The following is a 25,589-nucleotide window of genomic DNA, read 5'->3' on the forward strand; positions in this document are numbered from 1 at the left end:
GGCGGACGGTCAGCCCTGGCTGGTTTTGGCGTCGACGCGCGTCATCGCAGCCATCGCAAGCAGCAAGGCGAATGCCGCGAATGCCATCGTATAGATGGGCTCCCCCGGAAACAGCGCTTTCATGATCGAGCCCATCACCGTCGCCACGAGCAATTGCGGGACGACGACGAAGACGTTGAAAAGCCCCATATAGATGCCGAGCTTCGCTTGCGGCAGGCTGGAGGCGAGGATCGCATAGGGCATGGCGAGGACTGAAGCCCAGAAAATGCCGATGAAGATTTCGCTGACGATCAGCTGCATGGGATCGCGCAGCAGGAAGAAGCTGGCATATCCCGCCGCGCCGCACGCGAGGCCGACCATGTGCGTCCGCGCCTGCCCAAGACGCCGCGCGAGCCAGGGGAGCAGGGTCAGCGCCGCGACCGCGGCGACGCCATTATAGATCGCGAACAATTGGCCGACCCAGTTGCCCGCGTCCTGATAGGCGGCGCTGGCGGCATCGGTCGTTCCGAAATGATATTGGGCGACGATCGGGGTCGTGTTGATCCACATGATGAACAGCGCCGACCAGCTGAAAAACTGGACGAGCGCCAGCCGTTTCATCAGCGGCGGCATGCCCGAGAAATCGCCGACGATGCTCGACAGCATATTTTTGTCGCTGCCGCGGCGCGCCAGCGCGATCGCGGCGATGCTCGCGAGGCCGTAGCCGATGAGCAGCGCGCCGAGCAGCAGCACTTCGCGGAGCAGCGCGAAATTATGCTGGATGAGGAGGACGAGCAGCCCGGCGCCGATCCAACCCCCGCTGGCGGCATAGCTGTGCGATGCGAGCGCGCGGACCGGGGGCGTGTCGCCGGGCGATCCGGCTTCAAATGCCGCCATCTGTTCGGGGCTATATTCGTCGGTGGTGATGACGGTCCACAGCACCGCGAGGAATAGCGCGATCCCGCCGAACCAGAAGGCGTAGCGAACCGTGTCGGGTATCTGCCCCGGCGGCGCGACATTGGCGACCCCCATCGCTTCCATCAGGGTCGGGAAGAGCGAGCCGACGACGGCGCCCGCGCCGATGAAGGCGGTCTGCACCGCATAGCCGACGCTGTGCTGGTCCTTGCGCAGCATATCGCCAACGAAGGCGCGGAACGGTTCCATCGAGATGTTGAGCGACGCGTCGAGAATCCACAGCATCATCGCGGCGAACCAGATTGCGGGGCTTTCGGGCATGACGAACAGCGCGATCGCGGCGAGGATTGCGCCGGCGAGAAAGTAAGGACGGCGGCGCCCGAGCCGGCCGAGCCATGTCCGGTCGCTCATATGCCCGACGATCGGCTGCACGAGCAGCCCGGTCAGCGGCGCGGCGACCCACAGGCCGGGCAGGCGTTCGATATCCTCGCCCAGCGACTGGAATATCCGGCTCATATTCGCATTTTGCAGCGCGAAGCCGATCTGGATGCCGAAAAAGCCGAAGCTGATATTCCACAGGCCGGCGAAGCCCTGCTTCGGTTTTTCCATCATGCTTCTCCCGTCGGGGCCGTCGGTCGCGGCTTCCGTTGCGTCGGGGTGTTGCAGCGAGCGGGGAAGAGAGCAAGCGCGGGGCGGTTACGTATACGAATACGTGAAGAGGCGGCGTTCGGCGGATTGCGGACTCCAGCACTATCGTCACCCCGGACTTGATCCGGGGTCCCGCTTGAGGTCGGAGCCAGCCGATGCCTCAAAACGCGGGATCCCGGATCAAGTCCGGGATGACGAAGGGTAAGCTAGACGGCCGTGCTCTGGCGCCGGATCAGCCGGGCCGGCAATATCCGCTGTTCGACCGGGCGGTCGTCGATGCGTGCGAGCAGCGCGTCGACGAGCAAGCTTCCCGCGCCCTTCATATCCTGCATCAGCGTGGTCAGCGTCGGTGTGGTCAGGCTGGCGGCGGGGATGTCGTCGAAGCCGATGACCGCGACGTCGTGCGGCAGCCGTAGTCCTGCTTCGGTCAGCGCGCGCATCGCGCCGATCGCGATCAGGTCGCTCGCGGCGAAAACGGCGTCGAAAGTCTGGCCGCTTTCGATCAGCGACCGCGCGGCAGCATAGCCCGAATCCTCCGACGACACCGCATCGCGTTGCAGCGCCGGATCGGGTTCGAGGCCCGCGGCGCGCATCGCGCGGCACAGGCCGTTATAGCGATCCTGAAATTCGGGCGCATGGTCCGATGCGTCACCCAGAAAGGCGATGCGCCGCCGCCCGATTTCCACCAGATGCGCGCCCGCCTGCTCGCCCGCGCCGACATTGTCGGACCCGACGGTCAGCCCGATCCCGTCTTCGGATACCGATCCCCAGCGCACGAACTTGGTCCCCATCTCGACCAGATGCTCGAGCTTGGTGAGGTAGAGCTGATAGTCGCCATAGCCGAGCAGGATGATGCCGTCGGAACGGTGACTGTCCTGATAGGTGACGTGCCAGTCGTTGTGCATCTGCTGGAAACTGATCAGCAGGTCGTAACCGCGCCGCGCGCATTCGCGCGTGATCGATCCCAGCATCGACAGAAAGAAGGGGTTGATCATCGATTCGTCGGGGTTCGGGTCCTCGAAGAAGAGCAAGGCGAGCGTGTGGGTGCGCTGCGAGCGCAGGCTCGAGGCGTTCTTGTCGACGGTGTAGTTGAGTTCCTGCGCGATGCGCTGAATGTTCGCGCGGGTTGCGGCGCTGACCGATTTGCTGCCGCGCAGTGCGCGCGACACGGTCGGCTGCGAGACCCCCGCCAGATAGGCGATGTCGAAACTCGTCGGCTTGGCCGAGGGCTGGCGCCCCATGTCTCTCTCCCGGCGCCGCGGCCTTCCAGGTGGCCGCCGCTCGCACCGCAGAGTAGCGATTGGTCCGGTGGATGCCAAGAAATTGCATGGGGCCGAGTCCCGCAGTTTTCGGCCCCGAAAGCGTTGCATTTCTGCGACAGGGCGCAGCGCTGCATATTATGCGTATACGTATACCCTATGGCGGCGCGGCGTGATTGGTTTCAATTGCGCGGCTCAAGATGGGAAAGCCCACGTGCCGGAGAGGAGCCTGACGGACGCCCAGCGTCCCCCTCCCGATGCATGGGTCAAGACCACCCGTCCGTGCCAGGGGAGCCACATATGACCATGCCGACCAATCTTCGCCGCGGTGCCAGCGCCATCGCGCTCGGCCTTGCCTTGACCGCCGTGCTGCCCGGCGCCGCGATGGCGCAGGACGCGAGCACGGCGCCGGTCGACGAGGCGCCGGCCGACGGCGAAATCATCGTCAGCGGTATCCGCAGCGCGATCGCCAATTCGGTCCAGGCGAAGAAGAACAGCACCTCGATCGTCGAGGTCGTTTCGGCCGAAGACATCGGCAAGCTGCCCGACCTGTCGATCGCCGAATCGCTGTCGCGCCTGCCGGGCCTCGCGACGCAGCGCCTCGACGGCCGCGCCAATGTCGTGTCGATCCGCGGCCTCGCTCCCGATTTCACCACGACCTTGCTCAACGGCCGCGAACAGGTTTCGGCGAGCAACAACCGCGGCGTCGAGCTCGACCAATATCCGTCGGAACTGCTGAACGGTGCCATCGTCTACAAGACCCCCGACGCGTCGCTGATCGGGCAGGCGATCGGCGGCACGATCGACATGCGCACGGTGCGCCCGCTCGCTTATGGCAAGCGCACGATCGCAGCCGGTGCGCGCTTCGAGGTCAACGACCTCGGCAAGCTCAACCCCGATATTTCGAACAAGGGCTACCGCGCCAACATCTCCTATATCGACCAGAATGCCGACGGCACGCTCGGCTGGGCGATCGGTTATGCGCGCATGCAGTCGCCGACAGCCGAGGAACGGTTCAACGCGTGGGGCTATCCCGAGGCGACCGACGGCACGAACACCGCCTTCGTCATCGGCGGCGCCAAGCCCTATGTGAAATCGAATGAGCTGAAGCGCGACGGCGTGATGGCGGTCGTCGAATGGGAACCGAGCGACAAGTTCCACACGACGATCGACGGCTATTGGTCGAAGTTCAAGGACGAACAGCGCCTGCGCGGCATCGAGTTTCCGCTCTTCTGGGGCAATTCGACGCTCCAGCCCGGCTTCACGATCGAGGACGGTCTGGTGACCAAGGGCGTCTGGACGGGCACCGAGGCAGTGATGCGCAACGACGTCGTCCACCGCAACTCGACGATCATCGCGGGCGGCTGGAACACGCAGTTCAAGCCCAATGAGAAACTGACGCTTGAACTCGATCTCGGCTACTCGCGGATCAAGAAGACCGAGGAAAATCTCGAAATCTATCTCGGCACCGGCCGCGGCGCGGGCGTCGGCGCGCGCGAAACCGCGCTCGGCTTCGAGATGCGCCCGAACGGCGGGATCATGTTCGACCCGTCGCTCGACTATTCCGATCCCAATTTGTTCGTGATCACCGATCCGCAGGGCTGGAACAGCTGCGGCGGCGCGGTGGCCAACTGTCAGGACGGCTTCGTCAACACACCGCGGGTCAAGGATCAGCTGAAATCGCTGCGCCTGCAGGCGACGCAGGAACTCGACGGCGTGCTCAGCAGCATCCGCGTCGGCGCCAATTATTCGGACCGCAAGAAGAGCCTCGACGACCGCGGCTTCGTGCTGACGAGCAAAAATTATCCGGCGAACACCCCGGTGCCCGCCGATTATCTCTATGACCCGGTGTCGCTCGACTTCATCGGCATCCCCGGCATGGTCGCGTTCGACAGCTGGCGTTTCTACAATGACGGCAATTATAATCTGACCGACGGCGCGGGCTTCGATCCGGCGCGCGTGTTCAACGATTATACGATCCGCGAAAAGATACTCACCGGCTTCGTGCAGGCGAATTTCGACGCCGATGCGGGGAGCACGCCGATCCGCGGCAACGTCGGCGTGCAGGTCATTCATTCGGACCAGACGGGATCGAGCTTTTACGCGCAGGTCGTCGGCGGCGTGACCCAGTCGACGCCGGTGACCGACGGCGACAAATATACCGACATCCTGCCCAGCATGAACCTCTCGGTCGAATTCGCCGACAATAGCTTCCTGCGCTTCGGTGCCGCGCGCGTGCTGGCGCGCGCGCGCATGGACCAGCTGAAGCCCGGCGGCGGCGTCAATTTCGACACGTCGAAGCGCAACAACACCGACGTCAACGCGTCGCCCTGGTCGCTCGACCTCGGCAATGCGAAGCTGCGTCCGCTGATGGCCGACACGGTCGATATCGGGCTCGAGAAATATTTCGGGCAGGGCGGCTATGTCTCGGTCGGCGGTTTCTACAAATATCTCGAAAATTACATCTACCGTCAGATCAATCCGTTCGACTTTACCGACTTCGAGGTTCCCGACGGCGGAACGGCCGGAACACGGGCCGGGCTCAGCAAGCAGTGGCTGAACGGCAATGCCGGTCGCGTTTACGGCGCGGAAGCCTCCTTCTCGCTGCCCTTCGCGAACTTCACCCAGGCGCTCGACGGCTTCGGGGTTCTGGGCAGCGCCTCCTATACCAAGAGCCGCGTGCGCGAAGGCACGGAGGATGCGATCTCGATGCCCGGCCTGTCGAAATGGGTCATCAACGGAACCGCCTATTTCGAAAAGGACGGCTTCCAGGTGCGCGCGTCGGGCCGCTACCGCTCGAAATTCCTCGCCGAAGTTTCGACGATCAGCCTCGCGCGCGACATGTTCATGGCGAAGAGCGAGTTCGTCGTCGACGCGCAGGTCGGATACACCTTCCAGAGCGGCGCGCTCGAGGGGCTGGGCATCCTGCTGCAGGCATCGAACCTGACGAACGAGCCGTTCGTGACCTATTACAACAATGACCCGCGCCAGATCCGCGACTATCAGAATTATGGTCGCAACTTCATGGCCGGTATCACTTACAAGTTCTGACGGAATGAGCGGGCTGGCCTGCAAGGTCGGCCCGCTTGTCACGGATACGGACTGGCGAGAGGGAAGGAACAGGGTGGGCGACAGTCGCATCACGAAGGTGGTGATCGTCGGCGGCGGAACCGCGGGTTGGATGGCCGCCGCGGCGCTGGCGCGGACGATGGACAATCTGTCGATCCGGCTCGTCGAAAGCGACGAGATCGGCACCGTCGGTGTCGGTGAGGCGACGATCCCCGCGATCCGCCTGTTCAATGCGCTGATCGGCATCGACGAGAATGAGTTCATTCGCGAAACGGGCGGGACGTTCAAGCTCGGCATCCAGTTTCACGACTGGGGCCGGATCGGGGATGTCTATATGCACGCGTTCGGGCAGATCGGGCGCAGCCTCGGCATGCTGCCGTTCCAGCAATATTGGCTCCGCGGCCGGAACGAAGGCGTCGTGGGCCGGCTCGGCGATTATTCGCTGAACGAAAGCGCGGGGCGCAAGAACCGCTTCGCGCGGTTGCCGCAGATCCCGAACACCAGCCTCGACGGCATCGCTTACGCCTTCCATTTCGACGCCGCGCTCTATGCGGCCTATCTGCGCAAGGTTTCCGAAGCCGCCGGGGTCGAACGGACCGAAGGCAAGATCGCCAGCGTCCGGCGGGGTGGCGAAAGCGGCCATGTCGAAGCCGTCGTGCTGGAAGATGGCACCGCAATCGAAGGCGAACTCTTCATCGACTGTTCGGGCTTTCGCGCGCTGCTGATCGAGGGGGCGCTCGAAACCGGGTTCGAGGACTGGACGCAGTGGCTTCCTTGCGACCGGGCGATCGCGGTGCCGAGCGAAAATGCCGGCCCGGCGCGGCCCTATACGCAGGCGATCGCGCACAAAGCCGGCTGGCAATGGCGCATCCCGCTCCAGCACCGGACGGGCAACGGCCATGTCTTTTGCAGCGACTTCATCAGCGAGGATGAGGCGACCGCGATCCTGCTCGCCAATGTCGAGGGCCGCCCGCTCGCCGATCCGCGAACGCTGCGTTTCCGGACCGGCATGCGGAGGCGTGCGTGGAACGGCAATGTCGTCGCGCTGGGGCTCGCATCGGGTTTCCTCGAACCGCTCGAATCGACCAGCATCCACCTGATCCAGAACGGCATCGCCAAGCTGCTCGCGCATTTTCCGGGTCGCGATTTCGAAGCTGCCAATATCGACGCCTATAATCGCCGCGTCAGCTTCGATTACGAACGCATCCGCGACTTCGTCATCCTCCACTATCACGCCAACCAGCGCACCGACGCGCCCTTCTGGATCCGGTGCCGCGAGATGGGCATTCCCGAGACGCTCGCCCAAAAGATCGCGCTGTTTCAGAGTCAGGGCCAGATCGTTCGCGAAGGCGACGAACTGTTCGTCGAAATCGGCTGGTTCCAGGTGCTGACGGGGCAGAATATCATGCCCGGCAGCCATCACCCGATGGCCGACCAGCTCACGCATGACGAACTGGCGGGCTTTTTCGCCGACATCGAAACGATCGTCGCGCGCACCGCTTCGCATCTGCCGACCCACGAAGACTTTATCGCGCAGCATTGCGCGGCAGGAGTACCCGCATGAGCCTGTTCGCTTCGATCCTCGCGCTGAGCCTGGCGGGCGCCGCGCCCGCCGAGGATTATCGCCAGCGCCCGCCCGAGGACGAAATCATCTATTTTGTGCTTCCCGACCGCTTCGAGAATGGCGATCCCCAGAACGACCGCGGCGGGCTGAAGGGCGACCGGCTGCAGAACGGCTATGACCCGACCGCGAAGGGCTTTTTCCACGGCGGTGACCTTGCGGGGCTCACCAAGCGGCTCGACTATATCCAGGGCATGGGGACGACCGCGATCTGGTTCGCGCCGATCTTCAAGAACAAGCCCGTACAAGGCCCGAAGGGCGACGAAAGCGCGGGTTATCACGGCTATTGGGTCACCGACTTCACGCAGGTCGACCCGCATTTCGGCACCAATGCCGAGTTCAAGGCGTTCGTCGACGCGGCGCACGCGCGCGGCATGAAGGTCTATATGGACATCATCGCCAACCACACCGCCGATGTGATCACCTACAAGGAGGGCGCAGACGGAGGCTTCCGCTATCGCAGCCTTGCCGATTATCCCTTCTCGCGTCGCGGCGGGGTGAAGGGCGCGCCGGTCAATCCGGGCTTCGCCGGCGACCATGTCGCCGATGCCGACAACTGGAAAAAACTGACCGATTCCGGCTTCGCCTACACCCCCGTCGTGCCGAAGGGCGAGGAGCGGGCGAAGGTACCCGGCTGGCTCAACGACCCGATCTATTATCACAACCGCGGCAACAGCGATTGGGTTGGCGAATCTTCGCTCTATGGCGACTTCGCCGGGCTCGACGATCTCGCGACCGAGCACCCGCGCGTCGTGCAGGGCTTTATCGACATTTACGGCCGCTGGATCGACGAATTCGGGATCGACGGGTTTCGCATCGACACGGCGAAGCATGTGAACCCCGAATTCTGGCGAGCCTTCGTGCCCGCGATGCAGGCGCGCGCAAAGGCGCGCGGCATTCCCAATTTCCACATCTTCGGCGAAGTCTATGTCGACGCCGCCGTCGATCCGGGCGCGCTCGCCTGGTACACGCACGCGGCAGGCTTGCCCGCGGTGCTTGATTTCGGTTTCGCACGCGCCGCGATCGATGCGGTAAGCGGCACCAAGGGCACCGGCGAATTCGCGCGGCTGTTCGACGGCGACGCGCTCTACAAGGGCGGGGCAGGGGCGGCGCTTGGGCTGCCGACCTTCCTCGGCAATCATGACATGGGCCGCTTTGCGATGTTCGTGAAAGCGGCGAACCCCGCGGCGAGCGAGGCCGAACTGCTCCAGCGCGTGATGCTCGGCCATGCGATGCTGCTGACGCTGCGCGGCGTCCCGACGATCTATTATGGCGATGAGCAGGGGTTCGTGTCGGACGACAAGGATCAACTCGCGCGCGAGAGCATGTTTGCCTCAAAGGTCGCCGCCTATAACGACAATGATCTGATCGGCAGCGACGCGACGACCGCCACCGCCAACTTCGATCCCATGCATCCGCTCTATCGCCATATCGCGGCGCTGTCCGAAATCCGGCGCAAGACGCCCGCGCTGACGCGCGGCGCGACAAAGGTTCGCGCCTTCTCTGAAAAGCCCGGATTGCTTGCGGTATCGCGCTTCGATCCCGACACCGGCCGCGAAGTGCTGCTCGCGTTCAACACGTCGGCGGCGCCGCTGTCGGCGAATATTGCCATCGATATGAAAAGCGCGGGCTTTACCGCGCTCCACGGTGACTGTCCGGCAAGCCCCGCCGCGCCGGGCAGCATCCATCTTTCTCTCCCCGCCTTTGGCACGATCATCTGCCGGGCCAGCGAAGAAGCGAAGACCACGCCATAATGACCCAGCCCCTCGTCCAGAATGTCAGCTTGTCCGCCGCCGCAGAGGCGCCGTGGTGGAGGGGCGCGGCAATCTATCAGATCTACCCGCGCAGCTTCGCCGATTCGAACGGCGACGGGATCGGCGACCTTGCCGGCATCACCGCGCGGCTCGACTATGTCGGCTCGCTCGGCGTCGATGCGATCTGGCTGTCGCCCTTCTACCCCTCGCCGATGGACGACTTCGGTTATGACATCGCCGACTATTGCGGCGTCGACCCGATTTTCGGCACGCTCGCCGATTTCGACGCGCTGATCCAGCGCGCGCATGCGTTGGGGCTGAAGGTCACGACCGACCTTGTGTTCGCCCACACCTCCGATCGTCACGCCTGGTTCGCCGAAAGCCGCGCGAGCAAGGACAATGACAAGGCCGACTGGTATGTCTGGGCCGATGCGAAGCCCGACGGGTCGCCGCCGACCAACTGGCAGTCGGTGTTCGGCGGCCCGGCGTGGACGTGGGACGCGCGGCGCGGCCAATATTATATGCATAATTTCCTGGGCTCGCAGCCGCAGCTCAACGTCCATAACCCGGAGGTGCAGGACGCGCTGCTCGGCGTTGTGCGTTTCTGGCTCGACCGCGGCGTCGACGGGTTTCGCATCGATGCGATAAACTTCTCGATGCACGATCCCGAATTTCGCGACAATCCGCCCGCGCCGCCGTCGAACAAGGTCCGCACCCGTCCGTTCGATTTCCAGCAGAAAATCCACAACCAGTCGCACCCCGACATCCCGCTCTTCCTCGAACGAATCCGCGCGCTGACCGATCAATATCCGGGCAGCTTCACCGTTGCCGAAGTCGGCGGCGACGATGCGGTGCGCGAGATGAAGCTGTTCACCGCGGGCGAGAGCCGGCTGAACAGCGCCTATGGCTTCGACTTTCTCTATGCCGACCGGCTGACGCCGCAATTGGTGCGCGAGGCGGCCGAACAATGGCCCGAGGCGCCGGGGCTCGGCTGGCCGAGCTGGGCCTTTGAGAATCACGACGCGCCGCGCGCGGTGTCGCGCTGGACCCCCGAAGGCGTCGATCCCGTGGCCTATGCGCGGATGAAGATGGCGCTGCTCTGCGCGCTGCGCGGCAATATCATCCTCTATAATGGCGAGGAACTGGGGCTCGATCAGGTCGAGATCCCGTTCGAGCTGGTGAAGGATCCCGAGGCGCTCAAGAACTGGCCGCTTACGTTGTCGCGCGATGGCGCGCGCACGCCGCTGCCGTGGGCGGCGGGCGAAAATCATGCGGGCTTTTCGAGCGCCGATCCGTGGTTGCCGCTCGGCTCGACGCACGGCGCGCTCGCGGTCGACCGGCAACAGGGTGATCCGGATTCGCTGCTCAACCTCACGCGCCATCTTATCGCGCTGCGCGCCGCGCACCCGGCGCTGCGGCTCGGCCGCGACGCGCGCTGGATTGCCGAGGGCGATCTGCTCGGTTTCGATCGGATCGCGGAGGGCGAGCATATCCGCTGCCTCTTCAATCTCGGTGGCAGGGCGATCGATATCGCTGACCACGGGCAGGGCGGCACGCCCATCGCCGCCCTCAACGGCGCCGATCCGGCGCATCTGCCGCCGTGCGGTGCTCTCTGGCTGAAACTCGAAGGAACAAATTGATGCGTAGCCTGTTCGCCGCCCTCCCGCTGCTCGCCGTGGCAGCGGCGCCCGCCTTCGCGCAGGATACGCGGCCCGAACAGACGGCATCGTCGCCCGACGGCGCTATCGTGCTGACGGTTTCGACCGACAATGACCAGCGGCCGACCTGGTCGCTGTCGCGGAGGGGCAAGCTGTTGATCGCGCCGTCGAAGCTCGGTTTCATCCTCGCCGACCGCATCGGGCTGCAACGCGGCTTTGCGATCGAAAGCGTCGAGCGCGCGAGCGGCGACACGCGCTGGGAACAGCCGTGGGGCGAGCGCCGCTTCGTCCGTGACCGGCATATCGAACTGCTCGTCCGCTTCCGTCAGGACAAGAGCTGGGGCGGCCACGCGATGAACGTCCGCTTCCGCCTCTTCGACGACGGCATCGGCTTCCGCTACGAACTGCCCGAGCAGGCGGGACTCAAGACCGCGAAGATCATCGACGAAATCACCGAATTCGACATCGCGCCCAAAGGTACCGCGTGGTGGATCACCGGCGGCGAGTGGAACCGCTACGAGCAAATCTATCAAAAAACGCCGATAGACGCGGTCGCGACCGCGCACACCCCGATCACGATGCGCCTCGACGACGGGACGCATCTGGCGTTCCACGAAGCCGCCCTCGTCGACTATGCCGGCATGTGGTTCAAGCGAGCCGAGGGACAAAAGTTCCGCGCGACGCTGTCACCATCCTCAAAGGGCGCACGCGTCGTCCGCGACCTGCCGTTCGTGACGCCGTGGCGCACGATCCGCATCGCCGACAATGCGGCGGGGCTGGTCGAAAGCGACCTCGAACTCAACCTCAACGAACCCAACAAGCTGGGCGATGTCAGCTGGTTCAAGCCGATGAAATATATCGGCATCTGGTGGGGGATGATCCGCGGCGACTGGAGCTGGGCCGAGGGGCCCAAGCATGGCGCGACGACCGAGCGGACGAAGCAATATATCGACTTCGCGGCGAAGCACGGCTTTGGCGGCGTATTGGTCGAAGGGTGGAACAAGGGCTGGAACGGCAATTGGTTCGGCCATGGCGACGAGTTCAGCTTTACCGAGGCGACCACCGATTTCGACCTGAAGGCGGTGACCGACTATGCGCGCAAAAAGGGCGTGCAGCTGATCGGCCACCATGAAACCGGCGGCAATGTCGCGGTCTATGAGGCGCAGCTCGACGATGCGATGAAGCTCTATGGCCAGCTCGGCGTCGGGACGGTGAAGACCGGCTATGTCGCCGACGCTGGCGGGATCATCGCGCCGGGTGCCACGCCCGGGGCCACCGCGATGGAATGGCACGACGGCCAGCGCCAGGTGCAGCATCATCTCAAGGTGGTCGAGACTGCGGCGAAATATCATGTTGCGGTCAATCCGCACGAACCGATCAAGGATACGGGCCTGCGTCGTACCTATCCCAATTGGGTCGCCCGTGAAGGGGCGCGCGGCATGGAGTATAACGCGTGGGGCGCCTTCGCGAACGGCCCGGACCATGAACCGACGCTCGTCTATACGCGCATGCTGTCGGGGCCAATGGACTTCACCCCCGGCGTGCTGAGCCTCGAGGGCGCGAACAAGGCGCCGCTCGCCTCGACGCTGGCAAAGCAGCTCGGGCTTTACCTCGCCATCTATTCGCCGATCCAGATGGCGGCCGATTTCGTCGAGAATCTGGAAGCGCATCCGCGCGAGCTGGAGTTCATCAAGGCGGTCCCCGCCGACTGGTCCGAAAGCCGCCTGATCGCGGGCGAAGTTGGCGATTATGCGATCTTCGCGCGCAAGGACCGCAGCAGCGCCGACTGGTATGTCGGCGGGGTCAACGACGCAACCGAACGCACGCTGACGCTGCGCTTCGATTTCCTCGAACCGGGGAAAACCTATACCGCCACGATCTGGAAGGATGGCGAGGGCGCCACCTATCTGACCGACGCGCGGCACCGCATCGCCTATGACAGAATCAAGGTGAAGAAGGGCGACAGCTACAAGCTCTGGCTCGCACCGGGCGGGGGCGCCGCGATGCGACTTTCACGGGACTGATGAAGGCGTCGCACGGTCAGGCAGCGGCGTACAGCGGCAGGATCCAAACTCGGAGAAATTCACAAACTTAGAGCCGTGTATGACATTATTGGAGGCGATCATCAGCTCCGATAGTCGGCGTTGATGCTGATATATCCGTGGGTGAGGTCGCACGTCCAAACGGTCGCGCGGCCTTCGCCGAGCCCCAGGTCGGCGCCGACGCGGATGTTTTGACCTTTGAGGTGCGCCGCAACCGGCGCTTCGTCATAGCCATCGACGGGTAGCCCGTCCTTCGCCACCCAATGATCGCCGAAGCGGATCGCGAGACGGTCGCGGTCGGCGGGTTCGCCCGCCTTGCCCACCGCCATCACGACGCGGCCCCAGTTCGCGTCCTCACCCGCGATCGCGGTCTTGACCAGCGGCGAATTGGCAATCGCGAGCGCGACACGCTTGGCACTGACATCGCTGATGGCGCCGGTGACGTGTATCTCGATGAACTTCGACGCGCCTTCGCCGTCGCGCACGACCTGTTGTGCAAGGTCGAGCGCGACCTCGCGGATCGCGGCATAGAGCGCGTCGGCGCCCGGATCGTCGCGCGTGGTTAGCACGGCGTTGCCTGCTTGCCCGGTCGCGAAGAGCAGCACCGTGTCGCTGGTCGAGGTGTCGCTGTCGACGGTGATGCTGTTGAAGCTACCGCCGGTCGCCTCGCTGAGCATCGCCTGCAACAGCGCAGGAGCGACCGCGGCGTCGGTGAAGATATAGCCGAGCATCGTCGCCATGTCGGGCGCGATCATGCCCGATCCCTTGACGATGCCCGCGACATGGACGGTCGTGCCACCGACGATCGCGCTCGCGCCCGAGCCCTTGGCGAAGGTGTCGGTGGTGCCGATGGTTTCGGCGGCGGCTTCCCACGAGCATGGCTGGGCGATCAGCGCAGCTTCGACCCCGGCGCGCGCCTTGTCCTTGGGCAAGGGCACGCCGATGACGCCGGTCGAGCTGACGAACACTTCGCTCGGCTCGCAACCGATATGCCCCGCGACCTGTTCCATGATCTGCTCGACCGCTTCGCGCCCGCGATAGCCGGTGAAGGCGTTGCTGTTGCCCGCGTTGACGATCAGCGCGCGGCCGCTGCCGCCCTTGACCTGTTCGCGGCCGAGCTCGACTTCGGACGAGCAGCACACATTGCGCGTGAACACCCCGGCGACGGTGGTGCCGGGGGTTAGCTCGACATAGGTGAGGTCGCAGCGGTCCCAATTCTTGTACTGCGCGCGCGCGACGCGGCGCGCGACCCCGGCGATGTCGGGGAGGGCCGGGAATGAGTCGGGGGCGAGCGGCGAGCGGGTGGTCATGGGGACGCGCTTAATCGCAGTTCGCCCAAAGCAAAACCCCTCCCGTAAACGGGAGGGGCAGTGAGACTTGCGAGCTTGCTCATTGGTCGCAGCGGGGTGGGCATGGCGACGTTGCTGGCCCACCCCCGACCCCTCCCGCAAGCGGGAGGGGAAAAGATTATCAGCCCGGAATGCCGCTGATCGACTTCACTTCCATGAAATCCTTGAGGCCGAACAGACCGCCTTCGCGGCCGTTGCCCGACGCCTTGTAGCCGCCGAACGCCGCGCCCGGGCCGGGGCCCCACGCGTTGACCGCGACCATGCCGGCGCGCAGCTTCGGTGCCACGTCGGCGGCCTTGGCGGGATCGCCCGAGATCACGGCCGACAGGCCATATTCGGTGTCGTTGGCGATATCGACGGCTTCGTCGAGGTCGCCATAGGCCATGATCGTCGCGACGGGGCCAAAGATTTCCTCGTTGGCGATGCGCATATCGCGCGTGACGCCCGAGAAGACCGTCGGCTTGATATAATAGCCGCGGTTGACGTTCGACGGGAGACCGGTGCCGCCGGTCTCGAGCGTCGCACCTTCGTCGATCGCCGACTGGATCAGGCCCTGGATCTTGTCGAACTGCGCCTTGTTGACGACGGGGCCGATATGGCCGCCCTCGGCCTGCGGGTCGCCGACCGAGGTGCCGTCGAACATCGCCTTGATGAAGCCGGCGGCTTCGGCTTCCCGATCCTTCTGGACGAGGATCCGCGTCGGCGCGATGCAGCTCTGGCCGGTGTTGACGAGCACGCCCTGCACCGTCGGCGGCAACACGGCGGCGAAATCGGCGTCGGGCAGGACGATGTTCGGCGACTTGCCGCCGAGTTCCTGATGGACGCGCTTCACCGTGTCGGCCGCCGCCTTGGCGACGAGGATGCCCGCGCGGGTCGATCCGGTGAAGCTCACCATTTCGATGCCGGGGTGCGCCGAAATCGCATTGCCGACGGTCGGGCCGTCGCCCTGGACGAGGTTGAAGACGCCCGGCGGCACGCCCGCCGCATCCAGGATTTCGGCGAAGATCGTCGCGTTGCCGGGGCATTCTTCCGACGGTTTCAGCACCATCGTGTTGCCGCCGGCAAGCGCGGGGGCGACCTTCAATGCGATCTGGTTGAGCGGCCAGTTCCACGGCGTGATCATGCCGACGACGCCGATCGGTTCGTAGGCGATGACGCCCGCGGCATATTTTTCGGTGAAGGCAAAATCCTTCAATGCCGCGATGGTGCCGAGGAAGCCGCCGATGCCCGCGCCGACCTGCGCGGTGCCCGCGAAGCTGACCGGAGCGCCCATTTCACTCGCCATCGACTTGGCAAGGTCGGGTGCGCGCTTCTTATATTCCTCGACGATGCGGTTCAGCAGGTCGAGCCGTTCCTCGCGCGTCGTCTGCGACCAGCTCTTGAGCGCTTCGCGCGCCGCGGCGACGGCGTCGTCGACGTCGGCGGCGGTGCCGAGGACGATCGTCGAGGCGGCCTCTTCGGTTGCCGGGTTGATGACGTCGTGCGGCTTGCCGCCCTTGCTGTCGACCCAGCGGCCGCCGATGTAATTCTGCTTGAGATGCGTTTCGGTGCTCATGTCCTGTCTCCCATCGGCGGTGAATCCGTCTCGGATTGCTACCTAATCACTGTGGCGGATGAATCAAGCAAAGGCCAACTGCCAATTGCGGCAGGTCAGCGTTTTTCAGCAGAAAGGCGTGACATCAGGATGGCAGCGCGCGTCGCTTGGCGCGCGATGCTCGGGATATCGACCGCCTCGCCCGGGGCATGGTCGCCGGTGCTGTACGGCCCGAGTCCCGCGAGCCCGTCGACATCGGCGGCGACGAAGCTGATGTCGCCCGCGCCGCGCTTCAGCGGATCGAGCGGCGCCATTTCGGCGAGCCCGAGGTCGCGGTTCACCCCGTTCAATTTCGTGAGCAGCGCGCGGTTGCCGTCGGTCGGCGCCATCGATGGATAGCCGCCGGGGTCGAAGGCGATCTTTGCGTCGGTGCCGGGGGCATGCTCGGCGACGATCGCCGCCATCTTCGCCTTCACGCGCGCGATCTGTTCGGGCGACAGCGCACGCAGGTCGCCGCGCGCGACCGCTACGGGTGCGATGATGTTGGTCTTGCCGGTCACCGTCGCGCGGATGCCGCCCGCGTCGAGATCGGCCTGCTGCCCGCCCGCGATCAGCCCGACGTTGAAGGTCAGGTTCGGCTCGGGCAGCTCGGTGCGGAAACGGTGGATGATGCGCGTGAGTTCATAGATCGCGCCGTCGCCCGCCGCGGCGCTGAAGATGCCCGAACTGTGCGCGCTCTTGCCCGTCGCGGTGACCGTCCAGCTGTCCGACGAGCGCCGCGCGACCGATCCCATGTCGGCACCATTATCTCGCACGAGCCCCTCGAAATCGAGCGCGACGTCGCTGCGCTTGCCCGCGGCGATCAGGTCCGCGCGGGCCTTCTCGATCGGGGTGCCCGAATCCTCCTCGTCGCCGGTCATGTGGATTTCGATATTGGCATCCTTCAGCGTTCCCGCGGCCTGCATCGCCCGCAGCGCCGCGACGATCACGACCATCCCGCCCTTGTCGTCGCCCGCGCCGGGGCCTTCGCCCATATCGCCTTTGCGGACGAATTTCTGGAAGGGCGAGTCGGGTTCGAACACCGTGTCGAGATGCGCGATCAGCAGCAGCCGCTTGGCATCGGGTTTGCCGACATGCGTCGCGATCAGATGGCCCGCACGGCCGGTGTCGCGCATCGGCTTCCATTCGACCTTGAAACCGAGCGGTTCGAGTTCGGCGCGCATCATTTGCCCGACCTTCTCGACCCCTTCGAGATTGAGCGAGCCGCTGTTCTGATTGACGAGCTTTTCGAGCAGCGCGAGGTTGCGGTCCTGTTCCGCTGCGACCGTCTTTGCCATCGCGCTTTCGGCCTTGCCGAGCTTCGCCTGAGCCGTCGGGGCGAGCGCGAGTTGAAAGGCGATGAGGGCGGCAAAGGGCAGTGATTTCATGGGGGACTCCGGCTCGTGCGTTACAAGTCGTCGCCCCCGCGAAGGCGGGGGCCGCTGGAGACGTGGCTCAAGGCCGATAGCGGCCCCCGCCTTCGCGGGGGCGACGGGATGGTTTGTGCCTCGCTTGCGACCCGGGCGCAAGCGCTCAGCCGGGATAGGGTGCCTGCTTGAGCAATCTTGCAAGATGCGCCGCGTTGGCGGCGACCATTTTCGCGGTTTCGGTCACCTTGCGCGGGCGATGCTCGAGATCTTTGAAGTCGGTCGATCCCATCGCCTCGCCGACCCAATAGCAGGCGGCGACCGCGGGGATCGTCCAGCCGACATCGTTCAGCGCCTGGAAGATTTGCGCCGAGACATTGTGCGCGCCGTCCTCATTGCCGACGATCGCCGCGACCGCGACCTTCGAATAGCTCGGCATGCGGCCCTGATCGCCGGTTTCCGACAGGAAGGCGTCCATGCGCTCCATCACGAGCTTGGCGACGCTCGACGCCTGCCCCATCCAGATCGGGGTGCCGAAGATCAAGATATCGGCGGCAAGGATCTGCTCGCGAATTTTCGGCCAGTCGTCGTCTGGCCCCTGGTTTGAGGTCACGCCCCATTTGACGTTGTGCGCGGCGATCCGGATCGGGTCGGCGACCGTCACGTCCAGCGCGGCGAAATGTTCGGCGAGCACCGCGATCATTGCGTCGGTCGAACTGGCTCGGCCCTTGGCCGAAAGCGAGCAGTTGATGGCGGCGGCAGTCAGGGGAGCAGGCATGTCATTTCCTTGCGGGCTGGCACCCCCCGCAAGGAAATAGCCGGGAACCCGCTCAGGTTCCGGGGCGGACCATGAAAATATCGCCGCCGATGCTGATGAGGAAGAGGTTGCCCGCGCTGTCCTCGCCGAACGAGGCGATCGAATTCAGCGTCCCGGCGTCGGGTGCAAAATCCTCGTTCCGCCGCGCGAAGCGCGAGGAGGCGAGCGTCTGGCCGGGGACGAGGCTGGCGAAAGGCACCGACCAGATATTGCCCGAGACGAAATCGGCGAAGACATATTGACCCTGCAAGGACGTCACCGGGCCGCGATAGACATAGCCGCCGGTGATCGAATTGCCCTGCCGCGGACCGCTGCCATGGCCATATTCGGCGACCGGGTCGGTGAGCCCGCCGGGTGCCGTGCCGGTGAAAGGCTGGGTCCCTTCCTTGAAGCGCCAGCCGAAGTTCAGCCCCGGCGCGGTGGTCGTCACCAGGTCGATTTCTTCGACCGCGCCTTGCCCAACGTCGCCGATGATCAGCGCCGAGCCCGAGAAGGAGGTACGGAACGGATTGCGGAGGCCAAGTGCATAGACGTACGGATCGCCACCCCCGCCGATATAGGGGTTGCCGGGCGCCGGGGTGAAAAAGGTCGGCGACGCACCCGCATAGGGATCTTCGACGACCCTGATCCGCAATATCTTGCCGAGCCGTGAATTGGGGTTCTGGGCATTGTTGCCGGGATCGCCCGCGCCGCCGCCGTCGCCCACCCCGACATAGAGAAAGCCGTCGGGACCGAAGACCATCGAACCGCCATTATGATTATTCGCGCCGGGATGCGGTATCGTGAGTCTCGCCAATATTTGCGGTGTTCCGGAGAGGGTTCCATATTCGCGAATCTCGATATCGCCCGCGGCATTGGTGCAATAGATCATGAAGCGATCGGAATTCGCCGGATTCGGTAGCAGCGCCATGCTCAGCAATCCGCGCTCTCCGTCGATCGAGAGATCGCCGACCGTGAAGCGCAATGTCTTCACGCCGGTCGAGGGATTCAGGCGATAGACCCTGCCGGCCTTTTCCAGCACATAGACGTCGCTGCTGCCCGGAATGCCGAGAACATAGGTTGGCTGGCTGAAACCGGTGCCGACGCGCGCGACAGCGATGCCCTCGCGGCTGTTGGTGACGGTGATGTTGACCGTTTGCGTCGCACTGGCGCTGGCGTCGCTGACGCGGAGCTGGACCGTATAGACATTGTCGCCATTGGCATCGCCGGGCAGGTCGTAATCGGGCGCGCTGTTGAAGCGCAGTGCGCCGGCGGCCGTGATTGAAAACAGCGCCGCGTCAGCGCCGCCGTCGATCGCAAAGGTCAGCGCGTCGCCGTTGGGATCGCTCGCGGTCGCCTGATAGGCGGCGGCGGTATTTTCGGTCACGCTGGCGGTCTGGAGCGAGGTGAAAGTCGGCGGGACGTTCGCAGCAGGCGGGGTGCCGCCGCCGCCACTTCCGCCGCCGCCGCACGAGGCCAGGATCAAGGGGGTGAGGGCAGCAAGGACGCGCATCCGCATGGCAAATAGCCTTTCGCGATTGAGCCCACCCAAAATGCAACCTGCCATTCGCCGGCGGCGACCACAAGTCCGCCGGTTTTCAATATTGTTGGAACGCTGCCGCCTCAGGCGGGTTCTTTGACCTCTTCGAAATCGTCGAGCTTGTCGAGCGCGTCGCGGGCGATCTTCTGCAGCGCGGAACGGTTGACCATAAGTCCTTTCGACCCATGTCCCGTCAGATCGTCGATCGTGAAGGCGACTTTGGTGCGATCGGGCGCCATTTCGTCGAACGTGAATTTCAGCCCCGTCGTCAGCGCCCCGTCGTCGACGCTGTAGATCAGATGCGCTTCGCGCGGGATTTCCATCGCGACCGCAATTTTTACCTTTTGCGCATCGGGCCGCTCGTCGGGCACCATTTGTTCGAACCCGGGCTCGCCCTTTTGCACGACAAGTTCGTAGAGGCGCGTCGACCCGCCGTTGGTGACGAGCGGCAGGCCGGTGAAGGCGCTGTCGTTGCCGAACATCTTGGCGAACACCTGTTCGCGCGGCGCCGCGACGGTCCGCGTCTGGTTCACCAGTTCGGCCATCTTGCCGCAGCCGGTCGCCAGCAGCATCGCGGCAATCGGAATTATCATGCGAAACATCGAGCATTTCCCCCGGAAAAGACAGGCCTCCTCTTAGCACGCACGGCTTACCAAAGCGTAATCGCGAAGGATTGAGGGCTGTAAAGAATGTTTGACAGCTCAGCTGGTGTTATGTAAAGAACTCTTTACAGGAGGGGCGTCGGCTGTTGGAAAATCGGGTTCGCGAATATCGGGAGAAGGCGGCGTGGAGCCAGGGCGAACTGGCCCGCCGGCTCGGCGTGTCGCGTCAGACGATCAATGCGGTCGAAACCGACAAATACGACCCCAGCCTGCCGCTCGCGCTTCGCATGGCCCGCCTGTTTGGGCTCGAGGTGCGCGAACTGTTTATCGATCATTGGACACCGGAGATTGAAGGATGAACAGCATGACCGAGAACCAGCCCGCAACGTGGAAACGATCGGCGATGCGGATGCTGGTTGGTGCATTCATTGGCGGCGCCGCGATGGCGGCCCTGCTGGCCGCTGCAGGATCGGACCTGCTCGATGCGATGGGGCCCTCGCGCCTCGCGCTGGGCGCCGTGGGCGTCGTCTATGCGCTGATGGCCGCGCTCGTCAGCTTCGGCCTCGCAGCACCGCGAGCCGGCGCGGCCTTGCTGAATGTCGGCGACGCCGACGAACTGCGCGACGAACGGCGGGGTATGATCCGATCGACCGTGACGATGGCGGCGATCGGCTTGGTGCTCGTCTTGCTGGCGCTGGCGCGCGGCCCCGGTTTCGCTGCCGGACCTGTCCCGCCCGGCGTCGCCATGGGTTTGTTGCTGATTGCCTTCTCCGGCGGCGCGATTGCATCGTGGCGCTGGCGGAACGATTTCGACGAATTGAATCACCAGCTGGGACTCGAAGGCTGCTTCTGGGCGTTTTGCCTCAGCTGGGCGCTGCTCACTATGTGGGCGGCCGCCGATTTTCTCGGCTGGGGCGTAACGCTGACCCCGATCGACGTCGTCTCGACGCTCGCAGCGATGATGCTCCTTGGCGCGTTCGTTGCGATCGGGCGGCGCGGTATGATGACGCGCTGATACGAAAAAGGGCGCCCGGTTCCCCCGAACCGGACGCCCTCCTTAGCGTTGCTGAGCCGTAAGGATCAGGCGCTGTAGTACATGTCGAACTCGACCGGGCTCGGGGTCTGTTCGAAACGATAGACTTCGTCCCACTTCAGCTCGACATAGGCTTCGATCTGATCCTTCGAGAACACGTCGCCCTTGAGCAGGAAGTCATGGTCGGCGAGCAGGCTGTCGAGCGCTTCGCGCAAGGATGCGCAGACGGTCGGGACTTCGCTCAGTTCCTCGGGCGGCAGGTCGTACAGATTCTTGTCCATCGGGTCGCCCGGGTGGATCTTGTTCTGGATGCCGTCGAGGCCCGCCATCAGCAGCGCCGAATAGCAGAGATAGGGGTTCGCCATCGCGTCGGGGAAGCGGAACTCGACGCGCTTCGACTTGGCGCCCGCGCCGTACGGAATGCGGCACGAGGCCGAACGGTTGCGGCTCGAATAAGCGAGCAGCACCGGGGCTTCGAAGCCGGGGACGAGGCGCTTGTAGCTGTTCGTCGTCGGGTTGGTGAAGGCGTTCAATGCCTTGGCGTGCTTGACGACGCCGCCGATGAAATAGAGGCACATGTCCGAAAGGCCGGCATAGCCGTTGCCGGCGAAGAGCGGCTTGCCCTTTTCCCAGATCGAGATGTGGGTGTGCATGCCGCTGCCGTTATCGTCCTTGATCGGCTTCGGCATGAAGGTCGCGGTCTTGCCGTAAGCATGCGCGACCTGGTGCACGACATATTTGTAGATCTGCATGCGGTCGGCGGTTTCGGTCAGCGTGCCGAAGGTCAGGCCAAGCTCGTGCTGCGCCGCGGCGACTTCATGGTGATGCTTGTCGCACGGCAGGCCGAGTTCGAGCATGGTCGAGACCATTTCGGCGCGGATGTCGACGGCGCTGTCGACCGGCGCGACGGGGAAATAACCGCCCTTGGCGCGCGGACGGTGCGCGAGGTTGCCGCCCTCATAGCTGCGGCCGGTGTTCGTCGGCAGTTCGATATCGTCGATCTCGAAGCCCGACTTGTTATAGCCGGTTTCGAAACGCACGTCGTCGAACATGAAGAATTCGGCTTCGGGGCCGACATAGACGGTGTCGCCGATGCCGGTCGAGGCGACATAGGCCTCGGCGCGCTTCGCGGTCGTGCGCGGGTCGCGGGCATAGCCTTCGCCGGTCGACGGCTCGACGATGTCGCAGAAGATCACAAGCATCGGGGTGGCCGAGAAGGGATCGTCATAGACGGCGTCGAGATCGGGCTTCAGGATCATGTCCGACTCGTTGATCGCCTTCCAGCCTTCGATCGACGAGCCGTCGAACATCAGGCCGTCTTCGAGTTCGTCCTCGCCGAGGACCGAGGCGACCATCGTCAAATGCTGCCACTTGCCCTTGGGGTCGGTGAAGCGCAGGTCGACCCACTCGATGTCGTTTTCCTTGATCCGCGCGATGATATCCTTGGGCTTCGTAGCCATCGTCTATGCTTCCTTCTTGCGAAATGGTCCGGCGTGCCGGGGATTGTTGAGGGTATGAAAAGTGCGAAAGATTAAAGCGCGTCCTCGTTGCGTTCGCCGGTGCGGATGCGGAGCGCCGTCTCGACCGGAATGACGAAGATCTTGCCGTCGCCGATGCGGCCGGTCTGCGCGGCGGCGGCGATCGCCTCCACCACACGGTCGGCCATCGAGTCCTCGACGATGACCTCCAGCTTCACCTTGGGCAGAAAGTCGACCACATATTCGGCGCCGCGATACAGCTCGGTGTGACCCTTCTGCCGGCCGAAACCCTTGGCCTCGGTGACGGTGATGCCGCTGACACCGACTTCGTGCAGCGCTTCCTTCACTTCGTCGAGCTTGAACGGCTTGATGATCGCCTCAATCTTCTTCACGCTTTTCGTCCCCCTTTGGGCTGGCCGCCGCTCCTTGCGCGTCAAGCCGGATCAGGCGTGCCTGGTCCGGTCTGCCGTCGAGTCGGTGCGATGTCCCGCCATCTTGCACCAATCAAAAGCCGTGCCAATTGGCGAATCGCGGGGTTCTGGTAAGAAATTTGAAACGAAAGAACGCCGCTGCCCAAGGGGTGGGCAACGGCGTTCTTTGACTGCCCAATTTTTGAGCAGTCAGCGTCCCATCGGGGCCGAGGCGTCGGCGAGATTGGCCTTGGTCCAGTTCGACCGGTCGATGACATAGGCGCGTAGCGCCTCGACATCGGCGGGCGTGAGCACCCTGGCGAAGCTCACCATGCCGCGGTCCTTGAGCGCGCCGTCAATGATCACCGACTTCCACGCATCGGCGTTGGCGAGCGTGGCCGAGACACGGAGGTCAGGGGTGAAGCCGTTGCCGATCGCGCTGTCGCCGTGACAGACGATGCAATAGCGGCCGAAATGCGCCTTGCCCGCCGCAACCTGCGCGGGCGTGCCGAACTGCGGCGGCGGATTCCACGCGAGCGCCGCCGCGGCCGGCGGGGCAGGGAGCTTCACCGTGCCGCCGATCTTCATTACGACGAGGCGCGGGATATTGGGGACCTTGCGCGTCACGCCGCCCGCAACCCCGGCGACGAGCGGGAAGGCGCCGCCCTTGCTCGTCTGGAAGGCGACATATTGGACGCCGCCGGCGCGGAAGGTCGACGGCGCACTGACGATCCCCGACTGCATGTCGAGATCGAGCAATTGCCTGCCGGTGTCGGCGGCATAGGCGCGGAAGCGCCCGGTGCTTGTGCCCTGGAAGACGAGATTGCCCGCGGTCGTCATCGTGCCGCCGTTCCACGCCGCGGGATGGTCGACCGCCCACGCGACCTTGCCGGTGCGCGGGTCGAAGGCGACGAGGCGGCCGGTCGTGGCGGCGACCGCGGCGCGATACGCCGCCTTGTCGTCGGGCATCATCGTCGCGGTCAGCGACGAACCGATATTGAAGCCGACGACCTTGCGCTTGTCGAGCTCGGTCATGTCGGCGAGATAGCCTTGCGGGATCTGCTGCGCAGGGATGTAGACGAGGCCCGTCGCCGGATTATAGCTCATCGGGTGCCAGTTATGCGCGCCGAGCGCGCCGGGGATCGCGATGAAGGGCTTACCCGTCTTGTAGAAGCGCGCCTCGGGATTTTCGATCGGGCGGCCGGTGGCCATGTCGTAGCCCGTCGCCCAGTTGATCCCGTCGACGAAGGGCTTGGCGTCGATCAGCTTGCCGTTGTTGCGGTCGATCGTAAAGAAAAAGCCGTTCTTCGGCGCGTGGTAGAGCACCTTGACCGGTTTGCCGTTCACCGCCTGCTCGGCGAGGATGATCGGCTGGGTCGCGGTATAATCCCACGTTTCGGCCGGGGTTTCCTGATAGTGCCACTTATATTTGCCGGTCGTGGCATCGAGCGCGACGACCGACGAGAGGAACCAGTTGTCGCCCTCGCCATTCGAACGCGTGCCATGGTTCCAAGGATTGCCGTTGCCAACGCCGAGGTAGATCTGGTCGAGATCCTTGTCGTAAACGATCGCGTCCCACACGGTGCCGCCGCCGCCCGAGGTCTGCCATTCGCCCTTGTCGGACCAGGTCGCATTGCCCTTGCTCGCGAAAATGTCGTCCGATGCGGCGCCATCCTTCGCCTTCGTCGGATTCGGCGCGGTGTAGAAGCGCCAGCGTTCCTTGCCGGTGTCGGCGTCATAGGCGGTGACATAACCGCGTACGCCGAACTCGGCGCCGCCGTTGCCGATCAGCACCATATCCTTCACGACGCGCGGCGCGCCGGTGATCGTATAGGGTTTCGACGCGTCAAAGGTCTGCGTCGACCACAGCTCCTTGCCTGTCTTCTTGTCGAGCGCGATCAGGCGGCCGTCGAGCGCGCCGACATACAGCTTGTCGCCCCACACGGCGACGCCGCGGTTGACGACGTCGCAGCAGGCCGAAACCGCGCGCTCGCCGGGGACCTTGGGATCGAATTTCCACAAGGACTTGCCGGTCGCGGCGTCCCAGGCGGATACCTTCGACCAGGCGTGGGTGACATACATCACGCCGTCGACGACGACCGGGGTTGCTTCCTGTCCGCGCGCATCCTCGAGGTCGGCGGTCCACGCGATGCCGAGCTCGCCCACATTCTTGTCGTTGATATCGGTCAGCGGGCTGAAGCGTTGCTCGTCGTAGCTGAAGCCGATCGCGCCCCAGTTATCGCCGTTGCCGCCGGTCTTGAGCAGGGTCTCGCTGGCCTTTTCGGCGTCGTCGAGCGATCCGCCGCCTGAGATGCTGTCGTTCTTCGATGCGTTGCATGAAGCCAATGCCAGTGCCGCGCAGCCCAGCAGCGCGGCCGTCCAGACCCGTTTCGCCATCCCTTGCTCTCCCGTTCGACGCCTATCGTTGACGTTAACGTCAAGACTGCGCGCGAAGGCGCACGGGTGCAAGCGGGAAAATGGGGGGTGGGGGGAGGG

Annotated in this window: 18 protein-coding genes; 7 read left to right on the forward strand and 11 right to left on the reverse strand. The window is 64.5% G+C overall.

Annotated elements, in window-relative coordinates:
• Positions 1–9: 9 nt before the first annotated feature.
• A complete protein-coding gene (locus ATE70_RS10180; protein ID WP_058537791.1) occupies positions 10–1,503 on the reverse strand; it encodes an MFS transporter in 1,494 nt (497 codons plus the stop codon).
• A gap of 245 nt (positions 1,504–1,748) precedes the next feature.
• Positions 1,749–2,783, reverse strand: a complete 1,035-nt coding sequence (locus ATE70_RS10185; protein WP_058537792.1) for a LacI family DNA-binding transcriptional regulator — start codon at positions 2,781–2,783, stop codon at positions 1,749–1,751.
• A 318-nt stretch (positions 2,784–3,101) separates the two neighbouring features.
• Here ATE70_RS10185 and ATE70_RS10190 point away from each other — a divergent pair, with 318 nt between their 5' ends.
• The 5 genes from ATE70_RS10190 (at position 3,102) to ATE70_RS10210 (ending at position 12,927) form a co-directional block, all read left to right on the forward strand.
• The gene (locus tag ATE70_RS10190) at positions 3,102–5,852 is read left to right on the forward strand and encodes a TonB-dependent receptor (RefSeq protein ID WP_156419604.1); all 2,751 of its coding nucleotides are present in this window, start codon (positions 3,102–3,104) and stop codon (positions 5,850–5,852) included.
• Between the two features lie 73 nt (positions 5,853–5,925).
• Complete coding sequence (locus ATE70_RS10195; RefSeq protein ID WP_269433255.1) at positions 5,926–7,434, forward strand: tryptophan halogenase family protein; 1,509 nt, start codon at positions 5,926–5,928, stop codon at positions 7,432–7,434.
• A complete protein-coding gene (locus ATE70_RS10200; protein ID WP_197411426.1) occupies positions 7,431–9,245 on the forward strand; it encodes an alpha-amylase family glycosyl hydrolase in 1,815 nt (604 codons plus the stop codon). Before ATE70_RS10195 ends, ATE70_RS10200 begins: the two co-directional genes overlap by 4 nt.
• Entirely contained in the window at positions 9,245–10,885 is a 1,641-nt protein-coding gene (locus ATE70_RS10205) for an alpha-amylase family glycosyl hydrolase (protein ID WP_058537794.1), read from the forward strand. Before ATE70_RS10200 ends, ATE70_RS10205 begins: the two co-directional genes overlap by 1 nt.
• Positions 10,885–12,927: a glycoside hydrolase family 97 protein gene (locus tag ATE70_RS10210; protein WP_058537795.1), complete on the forward strand. Its 2,043-nt coding sequence runs from the start codon at positions 10,885–10,887 to the stop codon at positions 12,925–12,927. Before ATE70_RS10205 ends, ATE70_RS10210 begins: the two co-directional genes overlap by 1 nt.
• A 101-nt stretch (positions 12,928–13,028) precedes the next feature.
• Here ATE70_RS10210 and argJ read toward each other — a convergent pair whose 3' ends face one another.
• From argJ to ATE70_RS25160, 6 genes are all read right to left on the reverse strand, one after another.
• A complete protein-coding gene (argJ, locus tag ATE70_RS10215; protein ID WP_058537796.1) occupies positions 13,029–14,255 on the reverse strand; it encodes a bifunctional glutamate N-acetyltransferase/amino-acid acetyltransferase ArgJ in 1,227 nt (408 codons plus the stop codon).
• A 160-nt stretch (positions 14,256–14,415) separates the two neighbouring features.
• A complete protein-coding gene (locus ATE70_RS10220; protein ID WP_058537797.1) occupies positions 14,416–15,849 on the reverse strand; it encodes an aldehyde dehydrogenase family protein in 1,434 nt (477 codons plus the stop codon).
• Positions 15,850–15,944: 95 nt separating this feature from the next.
• The gene (locus ATE70_RS10225; RefSeq protein ID WP_058537798.1) at positions 15,945–17,255 is read right to left on the reverse strand and encodes a M20/M25/M40 family metallo-hydrolase; all 1,311 of its coding nucleotides are present in this window, start codon (positions 17,253–17,255) and stop codon (positions 15,945–15,947) included.
• A 145-nt stretch (positions 17,256–17,400) separates the two neighbouring features.
• Positions 17,401–18,012, reverse strand: coding sequence for a flavodoxin family protein (locus tag ATE70_RS10230; protein ID WP_058537799.1), 612 nt, complete (start codon positions 18,010–18,012; stop codon positions 17,401–17,403).
• A 52-nt stretch (positions 18,013–18,064) separates the two neighbouring features.
• Positions 18,065–19,549: a PQQ-dependent sugar dehydrogenase gene (locus ATE70_RS10235; RefSeq protein ID WP_058537800.1), complete on the reverse strand. Its 1,485-nt coding sequence runs from the start codon at positions 19,547–19,549 to the stop codon at positions 18,065–18,067.
• Positions 19,550–19,653: 104 nt separating this feature from the next.
• Positions 19,654–20,163 (reverse strand): hypothetical protein, encoded by a 510-nt coding sequence (locus tag ATE70_RS25160; protein ID WP_197411427.1) that lies wholly within the window; start codon positions 20,161–20,163, stop codon positions 19,654–19,656.
• 155 nt (positions 20,164–20,318) lie between these two features.
• Here ATE70_RS25160 and ATE70_RS10245 point away from each other — a divergent pair, with 155 nt between their 5' ends.
• Both ATE70_RS10245 and ATE70_RS10250 read left to right on the forward strand, forming a co-directional pair.
• A complete protein-coding gene (locus ATE70_RS10245) occupies positions 20,319–20,531 on the forward strand; it encodes a helix-turn-helix transcriptional regulator (protein ID WP_058537802.1) in 213 nt (70 codons plus the stop codon).
• A gap of 5 nt (positions 20,532–20,536) precedes the next feature.
• Positions 20,537–21,187 (forward strand): hypothetical protein, encoded by a 651-nt coding sequence (locus ATE70_RS10250; RefSeq protein WP_156419838.1) that lies wholly within the window; start codon positions 20,537–20,539, stop codon positions 21,185–21,187.
• A 65-nt stretch (positions 21,188–21,252) separates the two neighbouring features.
• Here ATE70_RS10250 and glnA read toward each other — a convergent pair whose 3' ends face one another.
• From glnA to ATE70_RS10265, 3 genes are all read right to left on the reverse strand, one after another.
• Positions 21,253–22,665, reverse strand: a complete 1,413-nt coding sequence (glnA, locus tag ATE70_RS10255) for a type I glutamate--ammonia ligase (RefSeq protein ID WP_056368135.1) — start codon at positions 22,663–22,665, stop codon at positions 21,253–21,255.
• Between the two features lie 71 nt (positions 22,666–22,736).
• Positions 22,737–23,075, reverse strand: a complete 339-nt coding sequence (locus tag ATE70_RS10260) for a P-II family nitrogen regulator (protein WP_058537804.1) — start codon at positions 23,073–23,075, stop codon at positions 22,737–22,739.
• A 228-nt stretch (positions 23,076–23,303) separates the two neighbouring features.
• On the reverse strand, positions 23,304–25,490 hold the full coding sequence (locus ATE70_RS10265; RefSeq protein ID WP_058537805.1) for a PQQ-dependent dehydrogenase, methanol/ethanol family: 2,187 nt from the start codon (positions 25,488–25,490) through the stop codon (positions 23,304–23,306).
• Positions 25,491–25,589 lie beyond the last annotated feature (99 nt).

Source organism: Sphingopyxis sp. H053 (genome assembly GCF_001468225.1).
Lineage (GTDB): Bacteria > Pseudomonadota > Alphaproteobacteria > Sphingomonadales > Sphingomonadaceae > Sphingopyxis.